Annotated in this window: 12 protein-coding genes and 1 pseudogene; 4 read left to right on the top strand and 9 right to left on the bottom strand. The window is 73.3% G+C overall.

What is annotated here, in order from left to right; all coding sequences use genetic code 11:
* Position 1: 1 nt before the first annotated feature.
* The 6 genes from R4Z63_RS11180 to R4Z63_RS11155 all read right to left on the bottom strand — a co-directional run bounded on the left by R4Z63_RS11180 (position 2) and on the right by R4Z63_RS11155 (position 7,981).
* On the bottom strand, positions 2-937 hold the full coding sequence (locus tag R4Z63_RS11180; RefSeq protein WP_384445961.1) for a siderophore-interacting protein: 936 nt from the start codon (positions 935-937) through the stop codon (positions 2-4).
* Between the two features lie 109 nt (positions 938-1,046).
* Complete coding sequence (locus R4Z63_RS11175) at positions 1,047-2,087, bottom strand: ABC transporter substrate-binding protein (RefSeq protein ID WP_384445960.1); 1,041 nt, start codon at positions 2,085-2,087, stop codon at positions 1,047-1,049.
* A gap of 147 nt (positions 2,088-2,234) precedes the next feature.
* Positions 2,235-3,395, bottom strand: a complete 1,161-nt coding sequence (locus R4Z63_RS11170) for an acyl-CoA dehydrogenase family protein (RefSeq protein ID WP_037923521.1) — start codon at positions 3,393-3,395, stop codon at positions 2,235-2,237.
* Positions 3,396-3,402: 7 nt separating this feature from the next.
* Complete coding sequence (locus R4Z63_RS11165) at positions 3,403-4,335, bottom strand: hydroxymethylglutaryl-CoA lyase (protein ID WP_384445959.1); 933 nt, start codon at positions 4,333-4,335, stop codon at positions 3,403-3,405.
* Positions 4,332-6,338: an acetyl/propionyl/methylcrotonyl-CoA carboxylase subunit alpha gene (locus R4Z63_RS11160; RefSeq protein ID WP_384445958.1), complete on the bottom strand. Its 2,007-nt coding sequence runs from the start codon at positions 6,336-6,338 to the stop codon at positions 4,332-4,334. Before R4Z63_RS11160 ends, R4Z63_RS11165 begins: the two co-directional genes overlap by 4 nt.
* A gap of 26 nt (positions 6,339-6,364) precedes the next feature.
* Positions 6,365-7,981 (bottom strand): carboxyl transferase domain-containing protein, encoded by a 1,617-nt coding sequence (locus R4Z63_RS11155; protein WP_384445957.1) that lies wholly within the window; start codon positions 7,979-7,981, stop codon positions 6,365-6,367.
* Between the two features lie 98 nt (positions 7,982-8,079).
* On the opposite strand from R4Z63_RS11155, the gene R4Z63_RS11150 reads away from it, so the two are divergent.
* Both R4Z63_RS11150 and R4Z63_RS11145 read left to right on the top strand, forming a co-directional pair.
* A complete protein-coding gene (locus R4Z63_RS11150; protein ID WP_384445956.1) occupies positions 8,080-8,658 on the top strand; it encodes an SACE_7040 family transcriptional regulator in 579 nt (192 codons plus the stop codon).
* A 56-nt stretch (positions 8,659-8,714) separates the two neighbouring features.
* A complete protein-coding gene (locus R4Z63_RS11145; RefSeq protein ID WP_384445955.1) occupies positions 8,715-9,536 on the top strand; it encodes a phosphatase in 822 nt (273 codons plus the stop codon).
* A 462-nt stretch (positions 9,537-9,998) separates the two neighbouring features.
* Here R4Z63_RS11145 and tesB read toward each other — a convergent pair whose 3' ends face one another.
* The 3 genes and pseudogenes from tesB to R4Z63_RS11130 form a co-directional block, all read right to left on the bottom strand.
* A complete protein-coding gene (gene tesB, locus R4Z63_RS11140) occupies positions 9,999-10,874 on the bottom strand; it encodes an acyl-CoA thioesterase II (protein ID WP_037923538.1) in 876 nt (291 codons plus the stop codon).
* A 6-nt stretch (positions 10,875-10,880) separates the two neighbouring features.
* Complete coding sequence (locus tag R4Z63_RS11135; RefSeq protein ID WP_384445954.1) at positions 10,881-12,038, bottom strand: acyl-CoA dehydrogenase family protein; 1,158 nt, start codon at positions 12,036-12,038, stop codon at positions 10,881-10,883.
* 284 nt (positions 12,039-12,322) lie between these two features.
* Positions 12,323-13,711, bottom strand: a pseudogene (locus R4Z63_RS11130) (PucR family transcriptional regulator); the annotation flags it as partial.
* A 116-nt stretch (positions 13,712-13,827) separates the two neighbouring features.
* On the opposite strand from R4Z63_RS11130, the gene speB reads away from it, so the two are divergent.
* Together speB and R4Z63_RS11120 are read left to right on the top strand one after the other, a co-directional pair.
* Complete coding sequence (gene speB, locus R4Z63_RS11125) at positions 13,828-14,790, top strand: agmatinase (RefSeq protein ID WP_030840481.1); 963 nt, start codon at positions 13,828-13,830, stop codon at positions 14,788-14,790.
* A gap of 48 nt (positions 14,791-14,838) precedes the next feature.
* The gene (locus R4Z63_RS11120; RefSeq protein ID WP_384445953.1) at positions 14,839-16,524 is read left to right on the top strand and encodes a thiamine pyrophosphate-binding protein; all 1,686 of its coding nucleotides are present in this window, start codon (positions 14,839-14,841) and stop codon (positions 16,522-16,524) included.
* Positions 16,525-16,652: the final 128 nt, after the last annotated feature.

Below are 16,652 nucleotides of genomic sequence, written 5' to 3'. Positions count from 1 at the left end.
ACTACAACTCAGAACCGGGGTCCTCGCTGGGAGCCTTGCCCGCGTACGCCTCCGCGAGGAGCTGCTCCTCGCTCGCGCCGAGCCGCCAGTAGCCGGTGAAGCGCACCGAGCGACGGTCGACGAATCGTTCCTGCACGAAGTGGCGGCGCACCGCGCGAACGGTGCCCGCCTCGCCGGCCAGCCACACGTACGGGGCTTCCACACCCTGCGTCTGCGCCTGTGCCTGTGCCTGTTCCTGCGCCTGTGCCTGCGCGGAGCGGAGCGCGTCCAGCACCCGCCCGGTCCGCTCCCGGTCGTCGCCCCCGCGCACGATCCACGTGATGTCCGCGTCGGCGGGCGCGGCGAGTGCGAGCCGGTCGTCCTCGTGCGGAACCTCGAACCAGGCCCGGACCCGGGTATCGGCCGGCAGCCGTTCCAGGATCCCGGCCGCGGCCGGCAGAGCGGTCTCGTCGGCGTACATCCAGACGGCGCCGGCGTCGGCCGGGGCCTGGAAGCGCACGGACTTGTTCTCGGCGACGGCCGGGCCGATCGCCAGGATCCGGCGGCCGGCGCTCGCCCGCCCGGCCCAGCGGGAGGCGGGGGAGGAGTCCCCGTGCAGCACGAAGTCGATGTCGACCTCGACCGCACCCGTCCCGTCGCGGCGTTGCTCGCGCACGGTGTAGGAGCGCATCACCGGCCGCTCCTCGTCCGGCATGCCGCGCCAGGCGGTGAACCAGGTGTCCTCGTCCGTGGACGGGAGCACGGTGTGCTCCGCGCCGGAGGGCGGCAGGAAGAGCGACAGGCTCTGGTCGAAGCCGCCGGAGCGGAAGTCCGCGAGGGACTCGCCGCCGAAGGTGACCCGCAGGAACGAGTGGCCCAGGCGGCGCGTACGGAGCACTTCGAGCGTGAAGAAGCGGAAGTGCGCCACAGCCGGGGCGCCGGACGCGGTGGCGGTCATGCGGGTGGTCCCCCTGGAAGTCGGTACGGCCTGCAGACGAGTCCAGGGCGTGCCCGCGCGGACCCGCCCTGGGAGCGGGCGCCCGGGGTCACCGGGCGCCGCGCGTGGGTCAGGCGACCTTCTTGGCGTTCTGGAGGGCCTTGGCGAGGTCCTCCAGGATCTGCGCGCACTTGTCGTACGAGTAGATCGGCTCGGTGGTGCGCGGGGCGACCTGGCCGGCCTTCACGGAGGGCAGCTCGGCCCAGGTGGCCTTGGCCTTCAGCTCCTCCGGCTGCAGGGTGCCGGTGCGGTTGTCGAGCAGGATGAGGTCGGCCTTGTACTTGCCGGCGTTCTCCCAGCTCAGGCTCTCGAAGAAGCCGCCCTCGTCCAGCTTGTCCGGGGTGATGAACTCCACGCCCAGGGTCTTGAAGTACTTCAGGTCGGCCGAGGTGTCCGGGGTGGAGGCGTAGAACAGGTCGGCGGAGCCGGAGCCGGCCAGGACCTTGATGCCCGGGTTGGCCTTGGTGGCCTCGCGGACCTTGGCGGCGGCGGCCTCGAAACGGGCCTTGCCGTCGGCGGCGGTCTTGGCGTTCATGTCGGCACCCAGGGACTTGGCGAGGTCCGCCGTGCGCTCCAGGGCCTTGTCCATCGAGACGTCGCCGCCGACGCCGATCGCGGCGTGCGGGGCCAGCTTCAGGATCTTGTCCTTGGAGGCCTCGGGCACGTACCAGTACGAGCCGTCCCAGGTGTTGGTGACGAGCAGGTCGGGCTTGAGGGCCGCGTACTTCTCGACGTTGAACTCGTCGTAGACGTTGCCGAGGATCTCGACCTTGGAGATGTCCATCGAGCCGGCCTGGACGTCGGGCTTGCCGTCGGCGGTCTTGGTCGGGCCGAAGACGCCCTTGACCTGGACGCCGTAGTCGTACAGCGCGGCGGCGGTGCCGGTGAAGGCGACGATGTTCTTCGGCGTGGACGTGGCGCTGACGTCCTTGCCGAGGTCGTCCTTGAAGCTCCAGGCGCCGGAGGACGCGGTGGCGGTGCTGCCCTTGTCGCCGTCGCCCTTCGCCGAGTCGGTGCCGCCGCACGCGGCGAGCGCGGCGACCAGCCCGAGGGCGCCGCCCGCGGCGACGAGGCCGCGACGGGTGAGGGAGTTGCTGCGGGACTTGGGCATAATCGATGTCCGTTTTCGTGCGTACCGGGGCGGCCACCAGCGTGCCGTTCGTGGGGAAGGTTAGCCTAACCTTGGCCGGAAACGGTAAGGGGGCCCTAAGTTTTTTCGGGCCCCCTCGCGCCGCCCGCGCCCGCACGGGCCGTCGAACTAGCCGGCGAAGCCCAACTCGCGTGCAATCAGCATGCGCTGGACCTCGCTGGTGCCCTCGCCGATCTCCAGGATCTTGGAGTCGCGCCACATGCGGGCCACCGGGTACTCGTTCATGAAGCCGTAGCCGCCGTGAATCTGCGTGGCGTCACGGGCGTTGTCCACGGCCACCGTGGAGGAGTACAGCTTCGCGATCGCCGCCTCCTTCTTGAACGGCTCGCCGGACACCAGCCGGGAGGCCGCGTCGCGCCAGCCGATGCGGGCCATGTGGGCGCGCATCTCCATGTCGGCCAGCTTGAACTGGATGGCCTGGTTGTCCCCGATCGCCCTGCCGAAGGCGTGCCGCTCCCTGGCGTACTTCACCGACTCGTCCACACAACCCTGCGCGAGGCCCGTGGCGAGCGCGGAGATGGCGATCCGCCCCTCGTCGAGGATCCGCAGGAACTGGGCGTAGCCGCGGCCCTCCTCGCCCACCAGATTGGCCAGGGGGACCCGTACGCCGTCGAAGGACAGCTCACGGGTGTCCGAGGAGTTCCAGCCCACCTTGGAGTAGGGGGCGGCCACCGTGAAGCCCGGCGTGCCGGACGGGACGATGATCGAGGAGATCTCCGGACGGCCGTCCGCCTTGCGGCCCGTCACGGCCGTGACGGTGACCAGGCCGGTGATGTCCGTACCCGAGTTGGTGATGAAGCACTTCGACCCGTTGATGACCCACTCGCCGCCGTCCTTGACGGCGGTCGTACGGGTACCGCCGGCGTCCGATCCCGCCCCGGGCTCGGTGAGGCCGAAGGCGCCCAGCACCTCGCCCGAGCACAGCTTCGGCAGCCACTGGCGCTTCTGCTCCTCGGTGCCGAAGAGGTACAGGGGCATGGCGCCGAGGGAGACGCCCGCCTCCAGGGTGATGGCGACGGAGGAGTCGACGCGGGCCAGCTCCTCCAGGGCGATGCCGAGGGCGAGGTAGTCCCCGCCCATGCCGCCGTACTCCTCCGGGAAGGGCAGACCGAACAGGCCCATGCGGCCCATCTCGGCGACGATCTCGTAGGGGAACTCGTGCCGCTCGTACAGGTCGCCGATCTTCGGGGCGACGACGTCGTGGGCGAACGCCTCGACGGTGCGGCGGAGTTCCTCGTGCTCAGGGGTGAGCCGGTGGTCGAGGGACATGGTGTGACTACTCCTTGTGGGAGAGGGCGCGGACGGTACGGGAGGGGCTGGGGCGTCCCAGCCGTTCGGCCATCCACACGCTCGTGGCGGTGAGGGCGGCCAGATCGACCCCGGTCTCGATGCCGAGACCGTCGAGCATCCACACCAGGTCCTCGGTCGCGAGGTTGCCGGTGGCGCTCTTGGCGTACGGGCAGCCGCCGAGGCCGCCCGCGGAGGCGTCGACGGTGGTCACCCCGTGCTGGAGCGCGGCGAGGGTGTTGGACAGGGCCTGGCCGTAGGTGTCGTGGAAGTGCACGCCGATCCGGTCGGTGGTGACACCGGCCTCGTTCAGCGCGGAGAGCAGGGCCTGGACGTGGCCCGGGGTGGCGACCCCGATGGTGTCGCCGAGGCTCAGCTCGTCACAGCCGAGGTCGAGCAGGGCCTTGGCCACGGAGACGACCTGGTGGACCGGGACGGCACCCTCCCAGGGGTCGCCGAAGCACATGGACAGATAGCCGCGCACGTGCGCCCCGCCCTGCCGGGCACGGGCCACGACGGGCTCGAACATCGCGAGGGACTCGGCGACGGTCCGGTTGAGGTTGCGGGAGGCGAAGGTCTCCGTGGCCGATCCGAACACCGCGATACGGGTGGCCCCGAGCGCGAGCGCGCGGTCCAGGCCGCGCTCGTTCGGCACCAGGACGGGCAGCGCGGCGTCCACGTCGGCGAGCAGCGGGAAGAGCTGCTCGGCGTCCGCCAGCTGGGGCACCCACTTGGGGTGCACGAAGCTGGTCGCCTCGATCGTGGTCAGGCCGGCGGCGGCGAGGCGGCGCACGAACTCCGCCTTGACCTCGGTGGGGACGGTCGTCTGCTCGTTCTGCAGGCCGTCGCGGGCGCCGACCTCGTGGATGCGGACCCGGGCCGGCAGACCGGTGGCCGGGACGGTCATGGGCAGCCCGATCATGCGCCCTCCTCCTCGTCCGGCGTGACGACGGCCAGGACCTGGTCCATGGCGACGGTGGTGCCGGGCGAGACGTCCAGCTCGGTGACCGTGCCGGCGTGCGGTGCGGACATGACGTGCTCCATCTTCATCGCCTCGACCACCAGCAGGCTCTGACCTGCCGTCACCCGGTCGCCGACGGCCACCTTGACGACGGTGACGGTGCCGGGCATGGGGGCCGCGAGGGTGTCCGCCCCGGCACCGGCCGCGCCGTGGGCGGACACCGGGTCGTGGCGCTGGACGTGCCAGGAGTCGCCGTCGCGGCCGAGCCAGGTCCCCTCCGGGGAGGCGGCGTGGCTGAAGCGGTGGGTGACGCCGTCGAGTTCGACGGTGACGGCGTCACGGGTGAGGGCGACGATCCGGCCGCGGGCCGGTGCGCCGCCACCGACCGCGTCCAGCAGGATCTCCTGCTCGGCGCCCAGTTGCCGGGTACGGACCTCCACCGGGTCCTGGCCGGGGAGGCGGAAGTGGTGGGCCGTCCAGGCGGGGGTGCCGCCCAGGCGCCAGCCGCTCGCGGCGTCGAAGGGGTCGACCCATCCCGCCGCCGGCGGCTCCGGCGCGGTGCCCGCCAGCAGCGCGGCCGCCGCGTACACCTCGTCCGGCACCCCCTCCGGGAGCAGGGCCGGCAGGTCCCGTTCGACCAGACCCGTGTCCAGCTCCCCGGACACCACATCGGGGTGGGCCAGCAGCCGCCGCAGGAAGCCGGCGTTCGTCTGGACGCCCAGGATCACCGTGTCGGCCAGGGCCCCCCGCAGCATGCGCAGCGCGGTGGCCCGGTCCGGCCCGTGGACGATGACCTTGGACAGCATCGGGTCGTACGTCGAGCCCACCGGCACGCCCGCGGTCAGCCCGGAGTCGGTGCGGACCGCACCGCCCGACGGCTCCGACAGTGCCAGGACCGTGCCGCCGGACGGCAGGAAGCCGCGCGCCGGGTCCTCGGCGCAGACCCGGGCCTCGATGGCGTGCCCGGTCAGCGTCACCTCGGACTGGGTGAGGTCGAGGGGCGCGCCCGCGGCGACGCGCAGCTGCTGCTCCACCAGGTCCAGGCCGGTGATCAGCTCCGTTACCGGGTGCTCGACCTGGAGGCGGGTGTTCATCTCCATGAAGTAGTAGGAGGACGGGTCGCCGCCCGGGACGATGAACTCCACCGTGCCCGCGCCGACGTAGCCGCAGGAGCGGGCCGCGTCGACCGCCGCCGCGCCCATGGCCGCGCGGGTCTTCTCGTCGAGCAGGACCGAGGGGGCCTCCTCGATGACCTTCTGGTGCCGGCGCTGGAGCGAGCACTCGCGCTCGCCCAGGTGGACCACATTGCCGTGGGCGTCCGCCAGGACCTGGATCTCGATGTGCCGGGGCCGGTCCACCCACCGCTCGACCAGCAGCGTGTCGTCGCCGAAGGACGAACGCGCCTCGCGGCGGGCCGCCGCGATCTCCTCGGCCAGCACCGCCTCGTCGCGTACGAGCCGCATGCCCTTGCCACCGCCGCCCGCCGAGGGCTTCAGCAGGACCGGCATGCCGATCTCCGAGGCGGCCGCGACCAGTTCGGCGTCGGTCAGTCCGCTGCCCGAGGAGCCGGGCACCACGGGCACGCCCGCCGCCTTCACGGTCTCCTTCGCGCGGATCTTGTCGCCCATGAGGGAGATGGCGGAGGCGGGCGGGCCGATGAAGGCCAGCCCGGCGTCCGTGCAGGCCTGCGCGAAGGCGGCGTTCTCGGCGAGGAAGCCGTAGCCGGGGTGGACAGCCTCGGCGCCCGTCCGCCGCGCGGCATCCAACAGCCGCTCCACCGACAGATAGCTTTCCGCGGCCGCCGCCGGGCCGATCCGGACGGCCGTGTCGGCCTCCCGTACGTGGCGGGCGTCGGCGTCCGCGTCGCTGAAGACGGCCACGGAGCGGATGCCGAGCTCCCGCAGGGTGCGGATGACCCGGACCGCGATCTCGCCGCGGTTCGCGACCAGAACAGTGCTGAACATCAGTGAGGTCCTCACGTCACATCACGTCACATACGGAAGATGCCGAAGCCGCGATCACCCAACGGGGCGTTCGCGCACGCGGTCAGGGCCAGTCCCAGCACCTGCCGGGTCTCCAGGGGGTCGATGACCCCGTCGTCCCACAGCCGCGCCGTGGCGTAGTAGGCGTTGCCCTGCTCCTCGTACTGGGCGCGGACCGGGGCCTTGAAGGCCTCCTCGTCCTCGGTCGGCCACTCCTGGCCGGCGCCCTCGATCTGGTCGCGCTTGACCGTGGCCAGGACGGACGCGGCCTGCTCGCCCCCCATGACGGAGATCTTGGCGTTGGGCCACATCCACAGGAAGCGGGGCGAGTAGGCCCGGCCGCACATCGAGTAGTTGCCGGCGCCGTACGAGCCGCCGACCACCACCGTCAGCTTCGGGACGCGGGCGCAGGCCACGGCCGTCACCATCTTGGCGCCGTGCTTGGCGATGCCGCCCGCCTCGTAGTCGCGGCCGACCATGAAGCCGGAGATGTTCTGGAGGAAGAGCAGCGGGATGCCGCGCTGGTCGCACAGCTCGATGAAGTGCGCGCCCTTCTGGGCGGACTCGGCGAACAGGATGCCGTTGTTGGCGATGATCCCGACCGGGTGCCCGTGGATCCGGGCGAAGCCGGTGACCAGCGTCTGGCCGAACTCGGACTTGAACTCCTGGAAGCGGGAACCGTCCACGACCCGCGCGATGATCTCGCGGGCGTCGTAGGGGGTGCGCGAGTCGACGGGCACCGCGCCGTACAGCCCGGCCGGGTCCACCTTCGGCTCCTCGGGGGCCTCGACCGACCAGGGCAGGGCCCCGCGCCCGGGCAGGGTCGCCACGATGTTGCGGACGATCCGCAGCGCGTGCGCGTCGTCCTCCGCGAGGTGGTCGGTCACGCCGGAGACGCGGGAGTGGACCTCGCCGCCGCCGAGCTCCTCGGCCGTGACCACCTCACCGGTGGCCGCCTTCACCAGCGGCGGGCCGCCGAGGAAGATCGTGCCCTGGTTGCGGACGATGACGGCCTCGTCGCTCATGGCCGGCACGTACGCCCCGCCCGCGGTGCAGGAGCCGAGGACGGCGGCGATCTGCGGGATGCCGGCGCCCGACATGCGCGCCTGGTTGTAGAAGATGCGACCGAAGTGCTCCCGGTCGGGGAAGACCTCGTCCTGCATCGGCAGGAAGGCGCCGCCGGAGTCGACCAGGTAGAGGCAGGGGAGACGATTCTCCAGGGCCACCTCCTGGGCGCGCAGGTGCTTCTTGACGGTCATCGGGTAGTACGTGCCGCCCTTGACGGTGGCGTCGTTCGCGACGACCACGCACTCGCGGCCGCTCACCCGGCCGATGCCCGCGATGACCCCGGCGGCGGGGGCGGCGCCCCCGTACATGCCCTCCGCGGCCAGCGGCGCCAGCTCCAGGAAGGGCGAGCCCGGGTCGAGGAGGGCGTCCACGCGGTCGCGCGGGAGGAGCTTCCCGCGGGCGGTGTGGCGGGCGCGGGCCTTCTCGCCGCCGCCGAGCCGGGCCGCATCGAGCCGGGCGCGCAGGCCCTCGGTCAGCTCGCGGTGGGCGGCCTCGTTGGTCCGCCAGGCCTCGGACGCCGGGTCCGCGGCGCTCGTCAGCACTGGTGCCTGCTGCATCGGTCGAGCTCCCTTGCTCGTTCCAGGCGGTTAATGAGCGTTAACGCTCGTGAGCTCAGGTTAACGACCGCTAACGGCCCTGTCTAGAATGGTTTCCCATGAGCACCAGAGCGGCCGCCCCGACCCGACGCGAGCAGATCCTCAGCGAGGCCGCCCGCCTCTTCGCCGCGCGCGGGTTCCACGGCGTCGGCGTGGACGAGATAGGGGCCGCCGTGGGCATCAGCGGCCCCGGCCTGTACCGGCACTTCGCGGGCAAGGACGCCATGCTCGCCGAGCTCCTCGTCGGCATCAGCGAACGCCTCCTCACCGGCGGCCGCCACCGGGTCGCGGAGGCGGCGGGGGACCCGGCCCGGGTCCTGTCCTCCCTCATCGACGGCCACATCGACTTCGCCCTCGACGACCGGGCGCTGATCACCCTGCACGACCGGGAGCTCGACCGGCTGCGGGAGGAGGACCGCAAGCTCGTACGGCAGCTCCAGCGCCAGTACGTGGAGCTGTGGGTGGAGGTCGTACGGGAACTGCACCCCGAGACGGGCGAGGCCGAGGTACGCGTCGCCGTGCACGCGGTCTTCGGCCTGCTCAACTCCACCCCGCACCTCGCGGCCCTCGGTCGGGAGGCGACGGAGTCGCTGCTGCGCAGGCTCGCGCACGGGGCGTTCGGGGCGCTGTCGGCGTGACCCGGGGCGTCCGCCGACCGGAATGGACGCGCCGCCTCCGGCCCGGCGGCGGCAGAATGGCCCGTATGCCGAAGCCGATAGAGACGCCCGACCGATCCGTGGGAACGCCGAGCCGCGCCGAACTCGTCGACCATCTGGTCCGCACGCGGATCGCAGGGCAGGTCGCGACGCCGCGCGAGAACAACCTCTCCCACTACCGCAAGCTCGCCAACGGCGACCGGCACTACTGGCTCGGCCTGGAACTGGGCGACCGCTGGACCGACGAGCAGGACGTCCTCGCCGTGATGGCCGAGCGCTGCGGCGTCGTGGACGACCCGGCGTTCCGCTTCGGCCAGGACACCATCGACCCCGAGCTGACGGTGGCCGGCCTGGACCGGCTGGCGGCCCGGCTGCGCAAGGCGGCGGCCGACCGGCAGAGCGTGCTGCTCGCCACCGGTCACCCGGGCGGCCTGCTGGACGTCCACCGGGCGACGGCGGCGGCCCTGCGGGCCGCGGGCTGCGAGATCGTGGTGATCCCGCAGGGCCTGATGGCGGACGAGGGCTCGGTGTGGCAGTTCGCGGACGTCGCCGTGCTGGAGCGGGGCGCGACCCTGTGGCACACCCACTCGCCGGAGCCGATGGCCGCCATCCTGGACGGGCTGACGGCGCAGAACCGGCCGCAGCCGGACCTCGTCGTCGCCGACCACGGCTGGGCGGGCTGCGCGGCCCAGCGCGGCCTGGACGCGGTGGGCTACGCCGACTGCAACGACCCGGCCCTCTTCCTCGGCGAGGCCGAAGGCACCCTCCAGGTCGCGGTCCCGCTCGACGACCACGTCCGCGACCCGCGCTTCTACGACCCGATGGTGGCGTACCTGCTCGACGCGGCAGGCCTGAGCTGACGGCGGGCCCGGGCGGGCGGCGAGAAGGCCCCGGCCGCGATTCCCGGCCGGTGTCCGGCACGCCGTCGGCGGCCGGGGTCGCGGTCGTCGCACGGCGAAGCCTCTGAAGCGGCGCGATCCGCTCTCCGTCCAGGCCGATGACGCTCAAGGGCGTGCCGCGGGGTCGGACTTGCCGCCGGGCGGGGTCGTCCGCAGGCCCGGGCGGCACCCGCGGGGGAATGTCCCCGAGCCGTTGGCGAGGGTGTCCGGCGTGGCTGCGCACCCCGCGCGCCGCACCCCGGAAGGCACGGCCGCCGAGTGGCGGACGGTGCCGTCGCAGGACCGCCCGGGGGCGCAACGCCGTTGGCGGAATGGCGAGCTCGCGCCGGAGCGGGTGTCCGGCCCCGATGGCCGCCACGTCGAGCCGGTGCTGCGAGAGTTCTGGAGCGGGGCGGCGGTCCCGGACTCCGGTCCGCCGCGCTGTCAGGTCCGCGGGACGCGGACCACGCCCTCCTGGATGACCGTGATCGCCAGGCGGCCGTCCTGGGTGTAGATGCGGGCCTGGCCCAGGCCGCGGCCGCCGTGGGCCGAGGGGGACTCCTGGTCGTACAGCAGCCATTCGTCCGCGCGGAAGGGCCGGTGGAACCACATCGCGTGGTCGAGCGAGGCGCCGACCACGTCGCCCACCGCCCAGCCGCCGCGCCCGTGCGCGAGCAGGACCGCGTCGAGCAGGGTCATGTCGGAGACGTAGGTGGCCAGGCAGGTGTGCAGCAGCGGGTCGTCGGCCAGCTTGCCCTGCGTGCGGAACCAGACCTGCGAGCGCGGTTCCAGCGGTTCGCCGACGGTGCCCCAGGGCGGGGTGGTCGCGTACCGCAGGTCCACCGCGCCGCGCGCCTCCAGCAGCCGCTCGACGGTGCCCGGGTCGCGGAAGGTCTCGCGGTACCGCGGCAGCGCCTCGGCGGCCGTCGGCAGGGACTCGGGGTCCGGTGCGGACGGCATCGGGACCTGGTGCTCCAGCCCTTCCTCGTACGTCTGGAAGGACGCGGAGAGGTGGAAGATCGGCTGCCCGTGCTGGACGGCGACCACGCGCCGGGTGGTGAAGGACCGCCCGTCGCGGATCCGGTCCACGGAGTAGACGATCGGGGCGCCGGAGTCGCCGGTGCGCAGGAAATAGGAGTGCAGCGAGTGCGGCAGACGGTCCGCGGGCACCGTGCGCCCGGCCGCGACCAGGGCCTGCGCGGCCACCTGGCCGCCGAACACGCGCGGCACCAGGGAGGTACGGCTGGTGCCGCGGAAGATGTTCTCCTCGATCTGCTCCAGGTCGAGCAGATCGAGGAGATCCGTCAGTGCCTCGTTCAAGGGGACTTACAGACCCATCGACTTGGCGATGATCGACTTCATGATCTCGCTGGTGCCGCCGTAGATGCGGTTGACGCGGTTGTCGGCGTACAGGCGGGCGATCGGGTACTCGTTCATGTAGCCGTAGCCGCCGTGCAGCTGGAGGCAGCGGTCGATGACGCGGTGCGCGACCTCGGTGCAGAACAGCTTCGCGGAGGCGGCCTCGGCCGGGGTCAGCTCGCCGGCGTCCAGGGCCTCCAGGGCGCGGTCGGCGACGGCCTGGGCGGCGTCCACCTCGGCCTGGCAGGCGGCCAGTTCGAACTTGGTGTTCTGGAAGTGCGCGACGGGCTTGCCGAAGACGGTGCGCTCAGTGACGTACTGCTGGGCGAACCGGACGGCCGCGGCGGCCTGGGCGTACGCACCGAAGGCGATGCCCCAGCGCTCGGAGGCGAGGTTGTGGCCGAGGTAGTAGAAGCCCTTGCCCTCCTCGCCCAGCAGGTCCTCGACCGGGACCTTCACGTCGACGAACGCCAGCTCGGCGGTGTCGGAGGTCTTCAGGCCCAGCTTGTCGAGCTTGCGGCCGATGGAGTAGCCCTCGGACTTGGTGTCCACGGCGAACAGGGAGATGCCGAAGCGGCGGTCGTCCTCGCTCGGGGCGGAGGTGCGGGCGCAGACGATCACGCGGTCGGCGTGCACGCCGCCGGTGATGAAGGTCTTGGCGCCGTTCAGGACGTAGTGGGTGCCGTCCTCGGAGAGCTTGGCAGTGGTCTTCATGCCCGCGACGTCGGAGCCGGTGCCCGGCTCGGTCATGGCCAGCGCCCACATCTCCTCGCCGGAGACGAACTTCGGCAGGAAGCGCTTCTTCTGCTCGTCGTCGGCGAGCATCTTGATGTAGGGCAGGGCGAGCAGCACGTGCACGCCGGAGCCGCCGAAGTTCACGCCCGCGCGGGAGGTCTCCTCGTAGAGGACGGCCTCGAACTTGTGGGTGTCCAGGCCGGCGCCGCCGAACTCCTCGGGCACGTTGATGCCGAAGACGCCCAGCTCGCCGAGCTTGTAGTAGAAGTCGCGCGGCGCCTGGCCGGCGGCGAACCACTCGTCGTAGACGGGGACGACCTCGGCCTCGACGAAGGCGCGGATGGTCTCGCGGAACGCCTCGTGGTCCTCGTTGAAAACGGTGCGGCGCACGGCCGGCTCCCTTCGGTCGCGGCGGTCCGCCGCCTATGGCTAAGCGCTTGCTCAGACTAAGTTACCGGTCGGTCACTCTGGCTGTCCAGAGCGGAGCCGCCACGGGTGGAGTGGGGTGGCTCACCCGCGTGGCCGACGGCGGTCGACGTGCCGCCTCCGTCCGGTCGCACCGCCCTGCCGCCCGCACGGCCGGGGTGCCGCGCGGCGTCCGTCCCACCGCCCGACGCCGCCCCGCCGGATGAGCCTGCGCCGCCGCTCGGCTCCAGGGTGCGCGGCTCCGGGGTGCGCAGCGCGAACCACAGCTCCATCCGGACGTCCGGGTCGTCCGTGTCCCGGTCCAGGAGTGCCGCGGCGCGGGCGATCCGCTGGCGCACGGTGTTGCGGTGCACCCCCAGGGCGGCTGCCGCGCGGTCCCAGCTGCCGTGGTGCGCCAGCCAGGCCCGCAGCGTCTCGCGCAGCGCGGGGGAGAGCGGGCCGAGCAGGGCCTCGGCGTGGGCGCGGGCCTCGGCCTCCCCGACCAGGCCCGCGAAGCCGGTATCGGTGTGCCGGGCCAGCGGGGTGCGGGCCGCCTCCGCGCGCCGGAGGGCCCGCTCGGCCTGGGCGCCGGCGGCCGGCAGCGCGTCCGGCGCCGCCGGGGCGCTCACGCCCAGCCGCCAGCCGGGCTGCGCGCCGGGCTCCCGCTCGGTCAGCAGGCGTACGCCGCCCTCGTGCGGGTCCAGCAGTACGGCGCCCAGCGCGGCCGCCAGGGCCCGCGGGTCCCCGGTGCCGCGGGCGTGCACGGCGTACCACGGCCCGGCCGCCAGGGCGGCGGCCGGATCCCCGTCGAGCAGCAGCCGGGTCAGGGCCGCGGCCTCGACCCCGGCGGGCCGCTCGGCGGTGAGCAGGGTCAGCAGTACGGCGGCCACCGAGGCCACGGTGTGGTCGCCGGGCGTGCGGGCCGGGGTCGCGGTGCCCAGTGCGGCCCGCCCGGCCAGGGTGTAGGCGGCCAGGTGGTGTCCGCCCGCCCGGTCCGTCGCCGTGGCGGGACCGTCCTCGCGGCCGACCCGGGCCAGCAGCGCGGAGAGCGCCTCCCGGGCGAGGGGCGGCAGCTCCGGGCCCGCCGTCCGGCCGCCCGGCCACAGGGCGACCGAGCCGCCCAGGCTCGCGGCGAGCCGGGCCAGCACCGCCGGGACCGGATCGGGCCGGGCCGCGGCCGCCGCCAGGGCCTGCTGGGCCTCGGTGGTCCGGCGCAGCTCCCGGGTCCGGGCCTCCGCGGTCAGCCGCCCCACCGCGCGGGCGACTGCCGAGAACGGGGTCCGCGGGGGAACCTCCAGCAGCGGCAGCCCGTGCCGGGCGCAGGCTTCGACCAGTGCGGCCGGGACCTCCTCGTGCACCGGGGCCACGCCGAAGCCGAGGGCGGCCGCCCCCGCCCCGGCCAGCCGGGCCACGTACCCGTCGGGGTCCTCGGCCGGGCCCGCCCCGGCGGTCAGCAGCAGCTCGCCGCCGAGCAGGTAGGGGGAGGGGTCGGGCATCTCGGAGGCGTGCACGCCGTGCACCCCGGCGGCGGCCGGTCCGGCCAGGTGGCGCAGGCCGAGCTCCCGGTCGGCGAGCAGCGAGGTGAGGGACACCGGCGGGGTGAACGGCTCACCTGCCGGTCCGTTGCCGTACTCCGGATCACGAGCAGCGGCAGCCATGGATACTCCGTACACATCAGCAGGGCCAGATGGATGAAACGTACACTCCCCACCCGCGTGTGGCGCACTTACGCTCGAAGGACCGCACACGTCAGGCCAGAGAAAGAGGCACAGCCATGAGCACGCAGCCGCGCGGACCCGTCGACTCCTCCCGCATCCCGCGCTACGCGGGCCCGGCGACCTTCGCCCGGCTGCCCCGCCTCGACGAGGTCGGCTCCGCCGACGTCGCCGTCGTCGGCGTGCCCTTCGACTCCGGCGTCTCCTACCGCCCCGGCGCCCGCTTCGGCGGCAACGCCATCCGCGAGGCCTCCCGCCTGCTGCGCCCCTACAACCCGGCGCAGGACGCCTCCCCCTTCGCCCTCGCGCAGGTCGCGGACGCCGGTGACATCGCGGTGAACCCCTTCAACATCAACGAGGCCGTCGAGACGGTGGAGGCCGCTGCCGACGAGCTCCTCGCGGGCGGCTCCCGCCTGATGACCCTCGGCGGCGACCACACCATCGCCCTTCCGCTGCTCCGCTCCGTCGCCAAGAAGCACGGTCCGGTCGCCCTGCTGCACTTCGACGCGCACCTGGACACCTGGGACACCTACTTCGGCGCCGAGTACACCCACGGCACGCCGTTCCGCCGCGCCGTCGAGGAAGGCATCCTCGACACCGAGGCCCTCTCCCACGTCGGCACCCGCGGCCCGCTGTACGGCAAGCAGGACCTCGACGACGACGCGAAGATGGGCTTCGGCATCGTCACCTCGGCGGACGTCTACCGCCGCGGCGCCGACGAGGTCGCCGACCAGCTGCGCCAGCGCATCGGCGACCGCCCGCTCTACATCTCCATCGACATCGACGTCCTGGACCCGGCGCACGCGCCCGGCACCGGCACCCCCGAGGCGGGCGGCATGACCTCCCGCGAGCTGCTGGAGATCATCCGCGGATTGTCCTCCTGCAACCTCGTTTCCGCCGACGTGGTCGAGGTCGCCCCGGCGTACGATCACGCGGAGATCACCTCGGTCGCGGCCTCGCACACCGCGTACGAGCTCACCACCATCATGAGCCGCCAGATCGCGGCGTCGAAGGCGAAGTAGGCCGAAGGCGAAGCAAGGCGAGGCGAAGCAAGAAGGGCACCGCACCCCGTGACGCACGACCACGACCTGGTACTCCGTCCCACCGCGGCCCAGACGGCCGCCGCGCTCGCGCCGCCGCCGGGGCGCACGGGCGGAGACCTGGTCGTGGAGACGCTGCGCTCGCTGGGCGCCACCACCGTGTTCGGACTGCCGGGGCAGCACGCCCTCGGCCTCTTCGACGCGGTGGGGCGCTCCGACCTGCGGCTGGTCACCCTGCGGGTGGAGAACAACGCCGGATTCGCGGCGGACGCGTACGGCCGGATCACCGGCGAGGCGGCACCCCTCCTGCTGTCCACCGGCCCCGGCGCGCTCACCGCCCTGCCGGCCCTGGCGGAGGCGGCGGCGGCCTCCGCGCCGGTGCTCGCCATCTCCTCCCAGGTGCCGGTCGCAGGCCTCGGCGGCGGGCGGCGCGGCCACCTGCACGAGCTGCGCGACCAGTCCGCGTCCTTCCGCGACGTGGTCAAGTCGGTCCACGAGGCGCGCACCGCCTCCCAGATCCCCTCGGTCGTCGCCGAGGCCTGGGAGTCAGCGCTCACGGCCCCGCACGGCCCGGTCTGGGTGGAGATCCCGGAGGACGTCCTGCAGTCGGAGACGATCGTCCCGCAGGTCACGGGCATGGACGCGACCCCGCACGAGCTCGCGCCCCGCCCGGAGCTGACCGCGGTGGCGGCCCACTGGCTGTCGCGGGCCTCCCGCCCGGTGATCATCGCGGGCGGCGGGGTCGTCCGCTCGGACGCCTCCGGCAAGCTCAGGCAGCTGGCGGAGCGGCTGGGCGCACCCGTGGTCACCACCTTCGGCGGCAAGGGCGCCTTCCCCTGGACGCACCCGCTGTCCCTCCAGTCCTGGCTGGAGGACCGCCACATGACGGACTTCCTGGAGGACGCCGACGTGCTCCTCGTCGTCGGCTCGGGCCTGGGCGAGCTGTCCTCGAACTACCACACCTTCTTCCCCACGGGCCGGGTCGTCCAGATCGACGCGGACCTCGGCAAGCTGGAGTCCAACCACCCGGCCCTGGGCATCCACGCCGACGCCCGCCTCGCCCTCCAGGCGCTGCTGGAGACCGTGGACGAGCGGCAGGACGACCACGCCCCCGAGCGGGTCCGCATGGTCCTGGAGGACATCGCGGCCCGCCTCGCGGACCAGGACCTGGCCCTGGAGCAGTCCCTCCTGGCCTCGATCCGGACCGCGCTGCCGGCCCGCTCGCCGTCCTTCTGGGACATGACGATCCTGTCCTACTGGGCGTGGTCGGCCTTCGACGCCAGGCACCCCAACACCATGCACTCGGCCCAGGGCGCGGGCGGCCTCGGCTACGCCTTCCCGGCGGCCCTCGGCGCCTGCGTCGCGGAGCCGGGCACCCCGGTGCTCGCCGTCTCGGGGGACGGCGGCGCGATGTACTCGCTCGCGGAGCTGGCGACGGCCCGGCAGCACGATCTGGACGTCACCTGGCTGATCGTGGACGACGGCGGCTACGGCATTCTGCGCGCGTACATGACCGACGCCTTCGAAGGCCGCACCACGGGCACGGACCTCACCCGCCCGGACTTCGCCGCCCTGGCGCGGTCCTTCGGCGTCCCGGCGGCCACGACCACCCCGGAGTCGCTGACGGGTGACCTCAGGAAGGCCCTCGCCACCCCGGGCCCCTCGGTCCTGGTCCTCCCGGCCACCCTCAGGATGTTCGCCCCCACCCACCTCTGAACCCGTACCCGTCTGAACCCGTACCCGCGCGAAGCGGCCCCGCGACCCGGACGGACCACGAACCGGGGCTCCCCGGGTGCGCCGGAGGCGCCCGGAGTACACGTTCGAATGGTTGCGGCGGGATGAAA

It is taken from the genome of Streptomyces sp. PL-29 (genome assembly GCF_058344425.1).
This window is presented reverse-complemented; position numbering and strand designations above follow the sequence as displayed.

Bases quoted from the DNA above. Each gene is read 5' to 3' on its own strand.
- R4Z63_RS11150 (WP_384445956.1), top strand. From the start codon at position 8,080: ATGAGCACCAGAGCGGCCGCCCCGACCCGACGCGAGCAGATCCTCAGC.
- R4Z63_RS11175 (WP_384445960.1), bottom strand. From the start codon at position 2,087: ATGCCCAAGTCCCGCAGCAACTCCCTCACCCGTCGCGGCCTCGTCGCC.
- R4Z63_RS11160 (WP_384445958.1), bottom strand. From the start codon at position 6,338: ATGTTCAGCACTGTTCTGGTCGCGAACCGCGGCGAGATCGCGGTCCGG.
- R4Z63_RS11170 (WP_037923521.1), bottom strand. From the start codon at position 3,395: ATGTCCCTCGACCACCGGCTCACCCCTGAGCACGAGGAACTCCGCCGC.
- R4Z63_RS11165 (WP_384445959.1), bottom strand. From the start codon at position 4,335: ATGATCGGGCTGCCCATGACCGTCCCGGCCACCGGTCTGCCGGCCCGG.
- R4Z63_RS11145 (WP_384445955.1), top strand. From the start codon at position 8,715: ATGGCCCGTATGCCGAAGCCGATAGAGACGCCCGACCGATCCGTGGGA.
- R4Z63_RS11180 (WP_384445961.1), bottom strand. From the start codon at position 937: ATGACCGCCACCGCGTCCGGCGCCCCGGCTGTGGCGCACTTCCGCTTC.
- speB (WP_030840481.1), top strand. From the start codon at position 13,828: ATGAGCACGCAGCCGCGCGGACCCGTCGACTCCTCCCGCATCCCGCGC.
- R4Z63_RS11155 (WP_384445957.1), bottom strand. From the start codon at position 7,981: ATGCAGCAGGCACCAGTGCTGACGAGCGCCGCGGACCCGGCGTCCGAG.